This window comes from Pseudoflavonifractor sp. (assembly GCF_050943825.1).
GTDB lineage: Bacteria > Bacillota > Clostridia > Oscillospirales > Oscillospiraceae > Pseudoflavonifractor.
The window spans coordinates 302,002-317,825 of the sequence record NZ_JBMNPX010000001.1 but is presented as its reverse complement, the minus strand read 5'-3'; the positions used below and the strand labels follow the sequence as shown (position 1 = coordinate 317,825).

Annotated in this window: 10 protein-coding genes; all 10 read left to right on the top strand. The window is 59.2% G+C overall.

Going from position 1 to position 15,824, the window contains the following annotated elements:
* The first annotated feature begins 1 nt into the window (after window position 1).
* The 10 genes from ACOX7T_RS01515 to dprA all read left to right on the top strand — a co-directional run bounded on the left by ACOX7T_RS01515 (window position 2) and on the right by dprA (window position 15,810).
* A complete protein-coding gene (locus tag ACOX7T_RS01515; protein ID WP_433439176.1) occupies window positions 2–1,309 on the top strand; it encodes a GHKL domain-containing protein in 1,308 nt (435 codons plus the stop codon).
* 225 nt (window positions 1,310–1,534) lie between these two features.
* Window positions 1,535–4,411 (top strand): glycoside hydrolase family 3 N-terminal domain-containing protein, encoded by a 2,877-nt coding sequence (locus ACOX7T_RS01510; RefSeq protein WP_433439174.1) that lies wholly within the window; start codon window positions 1,535–1,537, stop codon window positions 4,409–4,411.
* A gap of 279 nt (window positions 4,412–4,690) precedes the next feature.
* Complete coding sequence (locus tag ACOX7T_RS01505) at window positions 4,691–6,103, top strand: Wadjet anti-phage system protein JetA family protein (protein ID WP_433439172.1); 1,413 nt, start codon at window positions 4,691–4,693, stop codon at window positions 6,101–6,103.
* A complete protein-coding gene (locus ACOX7T_RS01500) occupies window positions 6,100–6,741 on the top strand; it encodes a DUF4194 domain-containing protein (protein ID WP_433439170.1) in 642 nt (213 codons plus the stop codon). Before ACOX7T_RS01505 ends, ACOX7T_RS01500 begins: the two co-directional genes overlap by 4 nt.
* Window positions 6,738–10,052: an SbcC/MukB-like Walker B domain-containing protein gene (locus ACOX7T_RS01495; RefSeq protein WP_433439168.1), complete on the top strand. Its 3,315-nt coding sequence runs from the start codon at window positions 6,738–6,740 to the stop codon at window positions 10,050–10,052. The genes ACOX7T_RS01500 and ACOX7T_RS01495 overlap by 4 nt, the downstream gene beginning before the upstream one ends.
* Window positions 10,039–11,319 (top strand): Wadjet anti-phage system protein JetD domain-containing protein, encoded by a 1,281-nt coding sequence (locus ACOX7T_RS01490; RefSeq protein ID WP_433439165.1) that lies wholly within the window; start codon window positions 10,039–10,041, stop codon window positions 11,317–11,319. The genes ACOX7T_RS01495 and ACOX7T_RS01490 overlap by 14 nt, the downstream gene beginning before the upstream one ends.
* A 354-nt stretch (window positions 11,320–11,673) precedes the next feature.
* Window positions 11,674–13,056: a TrkH family potassium uptake protein gene (locus ACOX7T_RS01485; RefSeq protein WP_433439163.1), complete on the top strand. Its 1,383-nt coding sequence runs from the start codon at window positions 11,674–11,676 to the stop codon at window positions 13,054–13,056.
* 61 nt (window positions 13,057–13,117) lie between these two features.
* Window positions 13,118–13,771, top strand: coding sequence for a potassium channel family protein (locus ACOX7T_RS01480; RefSeq protein ID WP_433439161.1), 654 nt, complete (start codon window positions 13,118–13,120; stop codon window positions 13,769–13,771).
* Between the two features lie 33 nt (window positions 13,772–13,804).
* Complete coding sequence (locus ACOX7T_RS01475) at window positions 13,805–14,563, top strand: TrmH family RNA methyltransferase (protein WP_433439159.1); 759 nt, start codon at window positions 13,805–13,807, stop codon at window positions 14,561–14,563.
* 20 nt (window positions 14,564–14,583) lie between these two features.
* Window positions 14,584–15,810, top strand: a complete 1,227-nt coding sequence (gene dprA, locus ACOX7T_RS01470) for a DNA-processing protein DprA (RefSeq protein WP_433439157.1) — start codon at window positions 14,584–14,586, stop codon at window positions 15,808–15,810.
* Window positions 15,811–15,824 lie beyond the last annotated feature (14 nt).

The following is a 15,824-nucleotide window of genomic DNA, read 5'->3' as shown; positions in this document are numbered from 1 at the left end:
GATGTTCATAAAGGATATTCCCCGTCTGCATACCGCTCTGGCCGAGTGGATGAGCTGCATGATTCTGCTCTCCCTGGTTCCGAGGCGGCTGAACGGGTGGCGCTTTTGGCTGGCAGCCGGCGGGTCGCTGATTGTGATGTATGTATGGCTGGAGTCGACCCGGCCCCTTACCTCGGTGTTCTGGATGCTGGCCATGGCCGTAGCGGTGGGGCTGATGTTCCTGATGATGCTGCTGCTGGGCCGGATGAACGCTGTCACCACCGCCTACTGTACCATCCGTGCTTTTCTGCTGGCAGAGTTTGCCGCCTCTTTGGAGTGGCAGCTGTACAGCTTTTTCCACCACAGTGTGGAGCTGTCCCACTGGATGATATCACTGTTCTCCATGGCGGTGGTATACGCCGCCGTATTCTCTATCAGCTACTTCATAGAGCGCCGGGCCGCACGGGGTCTTCCACCCCCTGAGATGAGCTGGCGGGAGCTGCTGTCCGCTGTGGCGGTGGGCGTCTCGGCCTTTCTCATCAGCAACCTCAGCTTTGTCTGGTCGGATACGCCCTTCAGCAGCTCCATACGCCAGGAGATTTACAACATCCGCACTCTGGTGGACCTGGCCGGCGTGGTGGCGCTGTACGCCTATCATGTGCGGCTCTATGACCTGAACAGCCGCCGGGAGCTGGACGCTATCAAGAACATCCTGCAAAATCAGTATGTCCAGTACCGTCAGTCACGGGAGTCCATTGACCTCATCAACCGGAAATACCACGACCTCAAGCATCAGATCGCCGTGCTCCGCGCGGAGCAGGACCCGGCCCAGCGGGCCGCCTTCCTGGACAAGATGGAGGAGGAGATCCAGCACTATGAGGCCCAGAACAAGACGGGAAATTCCGTGCTGGACACTGTGCTCACCGGCAAGAGCCTCTACTGTGCCAAGCACAGCATCAAGCTCACCGCAGTGGCGGACGGAGAGGCGCTGCACTTTATGGAGGTGGTGGATATCTGCACCGTGTTCGGTAATCTGCTGGACAACGCCATCGAATATGAGCTGACCGTGCCCAACAAGGAGCTGCGCCTGATTCACCTGGAGGTGTCCACCCGCCGCGGATTTCTTCTGATCCGCTGTGAGAACCACTTTGAGGGAGAACTGGTCCTCCATCAGGGCCTTCCCAGCACCACCAAATCGGACACCAATTACCACGGTTACGGCCTGAAGAGCATCCGCTACACCGCCCAGAAATACGGCGGCAGCATGACGGTGAGCAAGGAGGACACTTGGTTTGTGGTGACCCTTTTGATTCCGATCCCTCCGGCATAATGCTGATGAATCAGGTGAAAAGCCCTCTTGATTTTGACGAAACGTCAAAATCAAGAGGGCTTTTTTGTAGACATTTCTGATATTGACAGACAGCTTGTGCATAAAATGAACTGTTTGTGTGTTTTCCGTGCAGAGACGGAATTTCCGTATAAAATAGTGCCTGTCATCAGGCATGTCCTGTGCCGGCAGGGGCGGCCTGAGAGCATAGGAAACGGAGGAAAGAAAATGCTGTCAATCAACATGGAAGACGTCTACAAAACATTGGAGACCTGTTCCCCCTATCTTATCGGACTCGGAATTGTCCTTGTACTGGCGATTGCTGCAATCATCGCCTGCCGGAAGCTGTCCGGCGCCCGGAAGTTTATCGTCCGCAGCCAGGCTGTGCTGGCTATGCCTCTGGCCCTTGTCATCGTGGTCAACCTGATCTGCTTCGGGCCTATGAACACGCTGATCACCCTTGCCACCGGAAACGGGACCATCAGCGAGCAGACCTCCGCCGACGCGGAGAAGCTGGTGCGGGAGATTGCCGGCGAGGGCATTGTCCTGCTGGAAAACAACGACGGCCTGCTCCCGCTGAGCAGCGGCAGCAAGCTGAACGTGTTCGGCTGGGCGTCCACCAACCCCTGCTACGGCGGCACAGGCTCCGGCGCTCTGAATGACAACTATCCCAAGGTCAGCCTGATTCAGGGCCTCACCGAGGCGGGGCTGGAGCTTAATCAGTCTCTTGTGGACTTTTACACCCAGTACTCTGACGTAAGACCCGGCCTGGGCATGCGCACCCAGGACTGGAGCCTGCCGGAGCCTCCGGCGGACACCTATCCCCAGGAGCTGCTGAGCGGAGCAAAGGAGTTCTCCAATACGGCTATGATTGTCATCAGCAGACTGGGCGGCGAGGGCTCCGACCTGCCCACCGACCTCTCCGCCGACAAGCTGCCCTATACCCAGAACTCTGACAAGTATAAAGACTTTGCAGACGGTGAGCACTACCTCCAGCTGTCCCAGACGGAGAAGGACATGATCAACCTGGTTACCGCCAGCTTTGACAATGTAATCGTGGTGTACAACGGCGCCAACGCCTTTGAGCTGGGCTTTGTGGAGGAGTATCCTCAGATCAAGAGCGTCCTGTGGTGCCCCGGCCCCGGCCAGAACGGCTTCTCCAGCCTGGGCAGCATCGTAACCGGCGAGGTGAACCCCTCCGCCAAGACCTCCGACACCTTTGTGTACGACCTGACCAGCACCCCCTACTGGAATAACATCGGCGACTTTGCCTATGACAACATGCAGGAGTTCCAGATCTACAACAAGTATCAGAAGCGGGATATTGTGCCCAGCTTTGTAAACTACGTGGAAAACATCTATGTGGGCTACAAGTTCTACGAGACCGCGGCTGTGGAAGGGCTTATTGACTACGATTCCGCCGTGCAGTATCCCTTCGGCTATGGCCTGTCCTACACCACCTTCCGCCAGACCATGGACTCCATGACAACGGGCAGCGACGGCAGCATTGTCATCAGCGTCACCGTGACCAACACTGGAGACACGGCAGGCAAGGACGTAGTAGAGGTCTACTACAACCCGCCCTACACCAACGGCGGCATTGAGAAATCCTCTGCCAATCTGATTGCCTTCGCCAAGACCGAGCTGCTGGAGCCCGGCGCGTCCCAGACTCTGACGCTCTCCTTCCAGCCCGAGGAGATGGCCTCCTACGACGCCAGAGTGAACGAAGCTTACGTGCTGGAGGCGGGGGAATACGTCATCAGCATCAACAGCGATTCCCACACTGTCATTGATTCCGAGACCTATACCGTGCCCTCCACCATCGTGTACAGCGTGGACAGCCCCTGCTCTTCCGACCAGACTGCCGCCGTCAATCAGCTGCAGTTTGCCGAGGGCGGCGTGGATTACCTGTCCCGGGCCGACGGCTTTGCAAACTATGACGAGGTCACCAAGACCCCTGACAACTACTCCATGCCCGAGGAGTATAAGGCCACTTTCATCAACAACAGCAACTACAATCCGGAGACCACCAATAATCCGGAGGACAAGATGCCCACGCTTGAGGCAAACAACGGCCTTAAACTGGCTGACCTGCGGGGTAAGGAGTACGGCGACCCCATGTGGGAGCAGCTGCTGGACCAGATGAGCGTGCAGGACATGAACCTGCTCATCTCTCAGGCCGGCTTCCAGACGGTCCAGATTGACTCCATCGGCAAGGTGGCCACTGTGGACTGCGACGGTCCCGCCTCCATCAACAACAACTTCACCCGCGTGGGTTCCATCGGCTTCCCCTCCGCCGTCATGGTGGCCTCCACCTGGAACACGGAGCTGGCCCGCGCCTTTGGCGACAGCATCGGCAAAATGGCGGATGAGATGAACGTCTCCGGCTGGTACGCGCCTGCCATGAATATCCACCGCTCCGCCTTCTGTGGACGCAACTTCGAGTACTACTCCGAGGACGGCGTCCTGTCCGGTAAAATGGCCGCCAACGCGGTGGCCGGCGCCCGGGAACACGGGGTGTACGCCTATCTGAAGCACTTTGTGCTCAACGACCAGGAGAACAACCGGGCCAACATGCTGTGCACCTGGGCCAGCGAGCAGTCCATCCGGGAGATCTACCTCAAGCCCTTTGAGCTGGCAATCAAGGAAGGCGGTGCTCAGGCACTGATGTCCTCCTATAACTATATCGGCAATAAGTGGGTGGGCGCCTCCTCCGAGCTGCTTCAGAGTATCGTTCGCGGCGAGTGGGGCTTCCAGGGCTTTGTCCTGACGGATTACTTCTCCGAGCACTACATGAACGCGGATATCGGCACCCGCAACGGCAACGACGCCTGCCTGTCTCCCATGGATGTGGGTGCCAACAACGTGCAGGACACCAGCGCCACTGCCGTGCTGGCCATGCGCCAGGCCTCCAAAAATATCCTCTATACCGTTGTGAACAGCCGGGCCTACGCCCCTGAGAATCTGAACAGCGGCATGCCCGCCTGGCAGATTGCGCTCATCGCAGCAGATGTGATTCTGGCCGCCGTATTTGTGGTGCTGGAGTACCGGGCGGTGAAGAGCTACACCCGCAGAAAAGTCTCGGAGACCCAGGCAAAGCAGTAAGTTGGCTGCACCAACAGAGAGAAACACAGTTCAAAACATCTGACGATCCATATTATCCGGGGCCCCGCGTGAGAAACGCGGGGCCCCGGATTTTCAAGGGTGGAAACTGCAAAAAATATAGAAAGAAAACAAATAAAATGTGCTAAAAAAGGTTGAATAAGAGACTTTTGTGGACAAAATATGCGGGATATGCTATCATCAAAATATAAAAGAGTGGGAGACAGAGCTCGTGCTGTACTGGCCGGGCCTCGCATGCGGCAGAGGAAAGCAGGTAATGGCATGGCATTCTTTCAAAATGCAGGCGACAAGTTTTTCAATCCTTTTGCATGCCGAAACAGGGAGATCTATTTTGACTGCATCAGCCAGCTGATTGAGCGCTCCAAGGAGGTGCCGGTGCTGTATGAGGCGGACGCCAGGGACTGCCTGATTTTGTACCTGCAAAACTGCATGTACGCCATTCAGCGGGAGGATATCGGGGAGGAGATCGATAGCGGGCGGACACCCCAGGAGAACGCCTCGGCCATCCTGCGCTATTTCCGTGCCTGCGGCTGGATTGCCCCGCAGGAGATTGGCCGCAGCGGTGACAATATCGCCTCGGTGTCGGTGTACTGCCGCAAGCTGGTGGACGCCCTGCACCGGATATTCGACAGCGAGGCAAACGGCGCCATCACCAACCACATCTTCTCCATGTATGAGATTTTGAAGGCGGCCTCTGAGAAGGAGGGGCACCGATCCATCCGGCCCTATTCCAATATTCTGGTGCCGCTTCTGGACCACGAGTGCGACCTGAAAAACGAACTGTTGACGCTGCGGGAGAGCATCCGGGAGATCATGCGGGCCATTATGCGGATGGCCGATGTGAACAGCTTTGGCCAGTTTCTGATGAAGGATGAGATTCTGGACCGCTTTTTCAACGACTACTTTTTCATCAAAAAGAGCGGCCTGCTGCCCACCTACCTGTCGGACATTGAGCGAATGCTGGCCAGACTCCGGCGGAGTGAGCTGTGCGGCCGCATGGTACGGGAATACATGGCCTTGAAAAAGGTGGAGGAGGTCCAGGCCCGGGAGCGGATTGACCTCCAGTTTGACGAGCTGGAGCGCTTTATCCAGATTGAGTACCAGCAGGACATGGACTATATCGACAAGCGTATCAACACCTACTACAATCTCTACTCCACCAGAATGGCCATGGTGCTGAACAACCGCATGAACCTGGAGAGCCAGCTGAACCAGCTGCTCCTGCTGCTGAAGGAGCTGGATGAAGGGGAGCGGGAGGAGGTGCTGGGGCGGCTGTCCCAGGCCCACCGGCTGCTGAGCATCGGCTATGTGGGCCGCAAGTCCTTTGAGCGGCGAAAAAAGCCAAACCCCAACAGGGAGCAGGCCGGTCTGCTCCAGGAGGAGCTCACCGAGGAAGAGAAGCGGCGGCTGACCGCCCAGCTGCTGGAGGAGCAGCCGGACCGGTACGGACTTGCCCAGGTGGAGCAGTATCTGGACCGGAAGCTGGCCCACCAGGACAGCCTGACCGTGGAGGAATGGGGCGTTGCCACCCGGGACGACGCCATGATGATTGCAGCCAGTATGATTTACTCCGGCACCGTCGGCTTTCCCTACGAGGTGAAGTTCCAGGACGGAATGGCCCAGACCGAGGTGGCGGCCATCAGCCGGGTTGAGATTAAAAGGAGAACGCCATGAGTGACATCAGCCTGCAGCTTACGATTAAAGAGGAGAGCGGCGGCCTGTTCAAGCGGAGCGTGCGCAAGCTCCTGGAGTCCACGTTCATCCTGCGGGAGAAGGACGAGCGGCTGTATGCCTTTGTGTCCAGAGAGTCCAACCGGCAGGATATCTCAGAGTACCTGCGGATGATGGGCTTTGACATTTTTGTGGATGACAAGACCGGGGTGGCCATGCTCCAGGCCAGCGAGGAGGACGCGGAGACGGTGGGGCTGAAGCGGGCCAACGTGGTCACCTTCACTCCGGCACAGTACCATCTCCTTTTGGCACTCTGGAAGGTCTATCTGGAGAACCTGGGGTACAATGAGGGGAATTTCGTGACCAAGGGGGACCTGATTGACAAGATCAAGGGGTACGGCCTTACACCGGTGCGTACGGAGCTGAACGCCGCGTTCAAGCTGTTCAAGAAGTACAGCCTGATCTCCTACGCCGAGGATGAGGATGGGGAGGACATGAAGATCCAGCTGCACCCATCCCTCCAGTTTGGGTGGGACATCCCACAGTTTCAGACTGTTGTGCGGGAGTACCTGAAAGAAGAGCCGTCGGACGGGGCGGATACACCCGAGGCGGCGCCGGAGGAGTTTGAGGAGGCCCCATGATTCTGCTGAAAAAGGTGCGGCTCATTAACTGGTATGGCTTTACCAACGTCACAGCGCCCATATGCCGCTTTACCCTGATCGCCGGGAAGAACGGAAACGGGAAGTCCGTCATGCTGGACGCCATCAAGTATGCGGCCTACGGCGACACGGTGTTCAACAAGTCCTCCGAGAGCAAGGGCAGCCGGACCCTCTCCTCCTACACGCGGGGGCTGCTGGATGCCACGGCCGGGACCTACATGCGCCCGGCGGAGAAGGCACCCAATGTGTACAGCCATATTGTGCTGGAGTACTTCGACCAGGTGGAGGAGAAGGCCTTTCTGCTGGGCACGGTAATTGAGACAAGCCCGTCCAACAACTGCCAGGCCTACCGGTACGTCATGGACCGCCGGACACTGGACCAGGTGGAGCACACCTACACGGACGGGGCAATCACGGTGCCCTATTCCGCAAGCGGGCTGCAGAAGCGGTACCGGCTGACTCTGCTGAACCGGGAGCAGGGGATTCCCCGCTTTATGCAGATGACCGGCCTGAAGCTGAACATGAGTCAGGTGCCCGTCTACCTGCGGAAGCTCAGGGGGATCATGTCCTACGACCCGGACGCCAAGGTGGACCGCTTCATCCGGGAGAGCGTGCTGGAGGAACGGAACGTGGACTTCACCAAGCTGATTGAGGCTAAGGAGAATATCGGCAGGCTGACAGAGATGTTCAACAGCGTGGAGAAGGAGATAGGTGAGCTGGACGCCATCCTGGCCAAGTACGACGCCCATGACAGCGAGCGGAAGCGCCTGCTGACCGACGACATCAAGCTGGTTTACCTGCGGGTGAAGAACCTGCGGGAGGATCTGGCGGAGCAGTCCGGGCGGAAGCAGCAGGCATCTGAGCGGCGGGAGGAGGCCGACCGGCTCCTGCGTGTTCTGGAGGAGCGGGAGAGGGACGTGGAGGCTCGCCTGCTCCAGGCTAAGGTCAGCCTGCAGCAGCTGGACAGTGCAAGGATGATTGTGGAGGAGGAGCGGCGCATCCAGGAGCTGACCGCCCGAAAAAAGCAGCTGGCAGGGGAACACCGGGCGCTGACCGAGCTCCAGGGCAGAGTCAACGAGATTCTTGGGTTTCTGCTGCCTGAGGGCGTGCCGGTAGAGAACAAGACGGTTCTGGCCTCCCTGTGTGGGGATACCTGCTCCCCGGCGGAAAAGGAGGCGGCGGTGTCCGCGCTGAAGGGCAATGTTGACGCCGCCTATGAGGAGCAGGTGAGAAGGCTGGACCGCCTGGACCAGCAGCTGAGCGCGCTGAACGAAAAGCTGGCGGAGCAGACGGAGATTCTGGAGGAGTGCCGCAGGCACCGGAACAGCTATGACCGGATTCCGGAGTATGTGGGCCTGCGGGATGAGATCAACCGGGAATTTGCCAAGCGGAAGCTCCCGGCCCGGGCACAGTTTGCCTGCGAATATGTGCTGAGCCTGCGGGACGAGGACTGGAGGGACGCCATCGAGGCCTTCCTGGGCCCCCGCCGGTACACCATCCTGGTGGAGCCCCAGTATTACGATATCGCCGACGACGTGCTCAACCGTTCCGCCCACAAATACGCCCATCTGTTCAACACAAAGCTGCTGATGCGGAAGAAGATACAGGTGGAGGAGGACTCCGCCGTACACATACTGGACATCAAAAACCCCATGGCCCAGCAGTATTTCAACTATCAGCTGGGCCGGATGCACGCGGTGCCCATTGAGCAGGTGCGGGAGTATGAGAACGCCATCTCCAGGGAGGGGCGTGTGTCTGTTGCCATGGACAGCTACTTCCTCCGGCTTGACCAGCTGCGGTTCTACTACCTGGGGCAGGAGACCTTTGAGCTAAACCGGATTGGGGCGGAACGGGCAATCCGCCGCCTGAAGGAGGAAAAGCAGCAGCACCTGTCGGAGAAGAAAGAGGAGGAACAGCGCAGGGGCCGCCTGGCCGCTGACCGGGCTTTCTTCAAAATTTACAATTACAGTGCTGCCCAGGAATATCAGACTGCTGCCGTACAGCTGTCCCGGGCGGAGGAACAGCTGTGGGAGCTGAAGCGGGCCCAGGCGAGCAACCGGGAGTACCTGGAGCTGAGCCAGATGGTGGCGCGGCTGGAGCAGGAGCAGCAGTCGGCCAAAAGAGAAAGGTCCAAGCAGAGCGATGAGAAGGTCCACCTTGAATCTGTGATTACCGCCTGCGAAAACCGGATCAGCGATAAATCCCAGGAGCTGAAACGGGAGGAAGCCGCGTTCCACGCGTATGAGCTGGAGGATTACAGCGTGGTCCAACGGGCGGTGGAGGCCTATGAGCACTTCCTGGCCAACGGGAAAAAGGGGCCGGGCGGACTGCTGGCCCAGGAGACCCGAAGCCGTGTGGACAGAAGCATCAAGCAGTACCGGGATGAGCTGGTGGGGCTGCAGAGCGCCTACCGGGGAAGAGCGGAGGAGGATGAGTTGCCCATCGGCGTCCAGGGACGGGAGCGGTACGCGGACAGGCGGAGCCGTATCTGGATGGATGACCTCCAGGAGATCCGCCGGAAGCTGGGGGAGCAGACCAGACGTTATGAGGACATCTTCAAAAACGAGTTTGTGCTCACCATTCTCAAGTCCTGTGATCGGGCCAGGGATGACCTGAAGGAGATCAACCGGGAGCTGGCCAGGCTGAGCTTTGCCGCACGGTACCAGTTTGATGTCCACTATGTGCGGGACGGGTCCGACTATGCCAGAATCATCGACTATGCCCGCTACCTGGATGAGCGGGAGCAGCGGGGGGAGACCGGCGGCCAGATGGTGCTGGGCCCGGCCCCGGCCATCTCCGACCAGGAGGGCGCCCGCCTGGAAGAGGATCTAAAGGGAATCATCAACCGGATCATTGAAAAGAACAGCGAGGAGACCATCGCCCGGTTTGCTGACTACCGAAATTATATGACCTATGAGATCCTCATCAGCAATCAGATCCTGGACCGTGCCAGGCTGTCCCGCCAGACGGGCTTCAACTCCGGCGCGGAGGTACAGATTCCCTATATTTTAATTTTGACCTCCGCTCTGCTGATCATCTACAACCAGCGGGTCAATTCCACCCGGCTGGTGTTTATCGACGAGCCCTTTGCCAAGATGGACCCGGGCAATGTGCAGCTGATGCTGGACTTTATGCGCTCCCAGAACCTGCAGGTGATTTTCTGCTCTCCGGACAAGACGGAATCCATCGGAAACGCGTGCGAGGTGATTCTGCCGGTGCTGCGGGTACGGGCGGACAGCATGCAGCTGGGGATTGTGCAGTTTCATGAGGAAGTGACACATGGAGCACTATGAGGAAAAGCTGCTGATCAGACTGGTGGAGAAGTACCGCAGCAGCAAAAAGGACAGCGGAACCAACCGGATTCACCGCCGGACCCAAGTGCAGCCGTCGGAGCTCTACCGGAAGTACGAGAGGAACGACGGGGACCTGGAGCAGATCAGCGCGGTGAATCAGGCGGCGGAACGGTGTCGGGCAATGGGCTTTCTGACCTATGAGATGAAGGGTTTCAGCAGTGAGATTGAGAAAATCTATCTGGTGGACGAGCGGGTGGAGGAGATTGAGGCCTATCTGGCCGAAAACTGCCAGTACCAGCCCAAAGGCATCAAGCGGAAGTACGTGGAGAATCTGATTGCCCAATACAGCGGCACTCCCGCCGCAGCGCAGGTGTGCGGGGAGCTGCGCCGCGCGCTGGAGAGCGGCAGGATACCGCAGAATTACCTCCAGACCGAGGATGTGCTGAAGGCGCTGGACTTTCTGGAGCGAAACCGGGAGCCGCTGTATTTGCGGGAGGCCTCCATGCTCATCTTCGGCAACTCCAAGGCCCTGGAGGAGCGGGCGCTGGAGGGGGCGTGCCGCGCCCTCAGGGCATATCACGGGAGGCCCTGCGAAGAAGACGAACTGCCCGATGAGATTCTGGAGGTGTGCAGCATCCTGCCGGAGCGGCAGCGGATCTCGCTGAAAGGGGAGGCGACACTCTTCCTGAATGGGAGAGCGGTGGACATCGGGGGATTGGCGGACGGCATCACGTTTTCCGCGGATGAGCTGGCCCGCCTGGAGCGGGTTGAGATCAGAGCTGCCAGGTTTATGACGGTGGAGAATAAGACCTCCTATCTGCGCAGCTGGGGCGATGAGACAGTCTATTTCTTCCTGGGCGGCTATGCCACCCGGTTTCAGCGGGATTTTCTGAAGCTGGTCTACCGGGACAATCCCTTCCTGCATTATCTGCACTTCGGGGATATTGACGCCGGAGGCTTCTATATCCATGAGCATCTGTGCCGGATTACGGGGATCCCATTCCAAATGGACCGGATGTCTGCCGCTCAGCTGGAGGATGTCCGGTTCCGGGACTGCCTTCAGGAGCTGACAGACAATGACCGCCGCCGGCTCAGTTCCCTCGTGCAGCAGCCTCCTTATCAAGAGATTGCGTCCTACATGCTGGCCCACAATGTCAAGCTGGAGCAGGAGATTGTGAGTTATCACAGCGAGGGCAGCGGACAACGCCATCAAAAGCCAGAGGAGAAAACGCCTGCAAAAAAAATCGTTGACTTACATTCCTTTTGAGCGTATGCTATACTTATTTCTGTATAAACTCGTCTGGAATCCCCTGAAAAGCAGAGTGCTCAAGGGAATAGCCCGATGAGAGGCAGCGGCTCCAGGGACTGTCAATACCCCTGCCGGGTACTGCCACAGATAATTTTTTCAATGAATGGAACGGAAGGCGGCAGTATGATATGGGATGTACAGACCCGGCGCGGGCCGGAGCGGCAGCGCGACCCATACCAATCGCAGGTTCCCGGAGAAAATGATACAAACAGCATACCAGAGCGGAGCGCCATCCCTTCGGTATGCTGTTCTGTGTAAAATGGAAAAATAGCGGAACAACAGGTGTCCGCCCATAGTTCTGGAGGCGTTAGATTGACAAAACATATCGGTTTATGGTTCAGGGATGTGCTGATCCGGCGAAAGAGCATGAATGCCACCCGCATGGTGGCGGGGAGCTTCGCTATCATTATTTTGTTAGGGACGCTGCTGCTGATGCTGCCTGTGGCATCTCAGAACGGCCAGAGCGCCGGATTCCTCACCAGCCTGTTTACCGCAACTTCCGCCACCTGCGTGACCGGCCTTATCCCGGTGGACACGGGGATGAGCTGGACCTTCTTCGGACAGCTGGTCATCATTCTGCTGATCCAGGTGGGCGGCCTGGGTTTTATGACCATCCTGTCCCTGTTCTCGCTGCTGCTGCGCCGCCGCATCGGCCTGTCCGAGCGGCTGATTATGGCCTCCACGCTGAACCTGAACGACATGGATGGCGTGGTCCGTGTGGTGCGCCATGCATTGATGGTCACGTTTACCCTGGAGGGTATTGGCGCGGTGGTGCTATCCACCCGTTTTATCTCCCAGTTCGGCATTCTGGGCGGCATCTGGCGGGGCATTTTCCACGCCATCTCCGCCTTCTGCAACGCCGGCTTTGACCTGGTAGGTGGAAAGTTCGGCGCCTTTACAAGCCTTGAGGGATATAATAATGACCCCCTGGTACTGTGCACCATTATGGTGCTGATTGTATCCGGCGGTCTGGGCTTTTTCGTGTGGGAGGATATCCTCCGCACCAGAAGGTGGAAAGGATTTTCCTTTTACACCAAGCTGGTGCTCAGCATTACAGCCGCGCTGCTGGTGGGTGGTACGGTGTTCTTCCTGTGCGCGGAATACTCCAATCCCGCCACGCTGGGAAACATGCCTGTACCGCAGAAAATACTCAACGCGCTCTTCCAGTCTGTAACCCTCCGGACAGCGGGTTTTGCCTCCTTTAATCAGGGCGGCTTGCTGGACAGCTCCATGGCAGTGTCCTGCATGCTGATGCTCATCGGAGGCTCTTCCGGATCCACTGCCGGCGGACTGAAGACGGTGACAGTGGCTGTGCTTCTGCTGAGCCTTCGCTCCAATCTGGCTGGACGGGAGCAGGTGACCGTTCGGGGCCGGGCCATCTCCTACCGGAAGGTTATCGACGCCATGACCCTGGCACTGATTATTATATTCCTGTTCCTGACCGGTTCCATTGTGATTTCTCTGGCGGATGGTGTGCCCTACCTCCATGCCGCATTTGAGACGGCGTCCGCACTGGGCACAGTTGGCGTCACAGTAGGCATTACCCCCACGCTCAGCGCCTTCTCCCATGTGGTGCTGATCTGCCTGATGTATCTGGGCCGCATCGGCGTGATTTCCTTCTCTGTGGCCTTCCTGACCCGGAGCCGCTATCCCGCCAAGATTAAGTACCCCAATTTGGATGTTATGATCGGCTGAGCGTCGGAAGACCTGCCGGAATAATTCTGTATCCGCCGACGGCGGAGAAAGGTGAACAAAAATGAAGACTTTTGTTGTCATCGGACTGGGCCGCTTCGGCACTGCAGTGGCCACCGAGCTGTGTGAGCTGGGCCATGAGGTGCTGGCCATCGACGCCCATGAGGAGAGCGTACAGCAGATTGCGGAGCGGGTGACCCACGCCGTCACCGGCGACGCCCGTGACCCCGCGGTGCTCCGGGCCCTGGGTGTGCGCAACTACGACTGCGCTATTGTGGCCGTGGGCGACGATGTGGGCAACAGCGCCCTGATTACCCTGAATCTGAAGGAGATCGGCGTCAAGCGGGTCATCTGCAAGGCTCAGAGCCATGTCCACCGGAAGGTGCTGGAGAAGATCGGTGCTGACCGTGTGGTATTCCCCGAGCATGAGATGGGCGTCAAGCTGGCCCAGGGGCTGTCCAGCTCCAATGTGCTCAACTTTATTGAGCTGTCCGATGACTTCGGCATCGTGGAGCTGGAAATCCCCAAGAGCTGGCAGCACCGTTCCATCCGGGACCTGGATGTCCGGGCCAAACACCATGTTAACATCATCGCTGTCCGCAAGGGGAGCACCGGCCTGCTGGACGTGGCTCCCGGCGGCGACTACGTTCTGGAGTCCAAGGACGCTGTGGTAACCCTTGGCCGGAACGAGGACATCAACCGTCTGCACGACCTGTAAGCAGCAGACAGAGAAAGAGAGAAGGAGGCCCCTATGGAGCATATTACCAGCCGGCAGAACCCTCTGATGGTCCGCATCAAAAAGCTGGGACAGAGCCGCGCCCTGCGCAGGGAAGAGGGAGTATTTGTCTGCGAGGGGCCCAAGCTGATAGAGGAGGCCCTGAAGTGGGGAGCCTCTGTGGAGACGGTTCTGACAGCGGAAGGGCGAACCTGGCCGGAAGAATTGTCTCGAGAGGCCCGTCAAGTAGAAGTGCCTGACAGCCTTTTGCGGGCGGTCTCCTCGGTAGAGACACCCCAGGGACTGCTGGCCGTATGCCGGACACCTGCGCTCACACCGCCGGACAAGCTCTCCGGCGGACGGTATCTGGTGCTGGACGGGGTCCAGGACCCGGGCAATCTGGGTACCATATGGCGTACCGCCGACGCCTTCGGCGCCGACGGCCTGCTGCTGGTCAATGGCTGCGCCGACCCCTGGAGTCCCAAGACCATCCGGGCCACTATGGGAGCCTGCTTCCGCCTGCCCGCCTGGGAGACCGACCTGGAGACCATCCGAATCCTGCTGGACGGGGCGGACATTCCCCTGTATGCCACCGCCCTCCGGGAGGACACCGTGGACGTGCGGGATGTGGACCTGAAGCGGGCGGCCGTGGTGATTGGCAGCGAGGGACGGGGCATCTCGGAGGAGGCCCTGGCCCTGTGCCGGAGGACCATCAAAATCCCCATGCGGACGCGCTGTGAATCCCTGAACGCGGCTATGGCGGCAGGGGTTGTACTGTGGGAGATGTGCCGGTAAGAGAACAGGAGGGGACAGCTGTGGCAGCGCTGAAATACTGGATCTGGCTCACCACAAGGCGAGGGCTTACGCCGCTTCAGACCTTCCGGCTGCTGGACCATTTCGGCACGCCGGAGGCGGCCTACTTTGCCGACCGGGAGGAGTACCGCCTGTGCGGCCTGACCGACTGGCAGCAGCGTACCCTGCTGGACAAGAGCCTGGACGGGGCGGAGCGCATTTTGGGCGACTGCGACCGGCTGGGCATCCGCATCCTCACCATTCAGGACGCGGAGTATCCCGAGCGCCTGCGGCAGATTGCAAACCCACCCTGTGTACTGTATGTAAAGGGAAAACTCTTCCCATTTGATGAGCTGGTGACTGTCGGCGTGGTAGGCACCCGGCGGCCCACGGAGTACGGAAAAATCATGGCCGGCCGTCTGGGCATGGAGCTGGCCAGAGGGGGCGCGCTGGTGGTGTCCGGTATTGCCCGTGGACTGGACGCCGCGGCGCTGCGGGGCGCCCTCAAGGGCGGAGGCAGCGTGGTTTCAGCGCTGGGCGGCGGAATCGACGTGGTCTACCCGGCGGAAAACCGCTGGCTCTATGAGGATGTGGCGGCGGTCGGAGCCCTCATCTCCGAGTATCCGCCGGGGACAGAGAATAAAGGAGAGCATTTCCCTATCCGCAACCGGATTATCAGCGGTCTGTCCCTAGGCGTGGCCGCCGTGGAGGCGGAGGAGCGCAGCGGTACCCTGATTACCATGCGCCTGGCCCTGGACCAGGGACGGGACGCCTTCGCGGTGCCCGGCAACGCCGACGCGCCCATGAGCCGGGGCACCAACCTGCTCATCCAGCGGGGCGAGGCCAAGCTGGTCCTCTCCGGCTGGGACATTTTGTGTGAGTATGAGCACCTGCTGCCCGGACGTGTAAGCCGACCGGAGCCTCTTCCGGCACAGGAGGAGGCCGCCCGGCTGGAGGTCGCGGAATCCCCTCAGGAGCCGGAGCCTCAGGAAGAGGTGACCGCCGAAACGGTTGACAACCCTGAGAATATGGCATATATTACCTTAGAAGACGGCGCGCTGACCGATGATGAGCGGGACATTCTTCTGGCCCTGGAGGGGCGCGGGCTGCGGACAGACGATCTGGTGGAGTTGACCCAGATTCCCGCCCGCAGGGTGTCCAGTGCCCTGACCATGCTGCAAATCCACGGCTATGTGGAGGAGAAGGCAGGCAGGCGCTTTGAGAGCACCGTGGTATTGAAGCGAGAATAAGCGAGAGGAGCCTG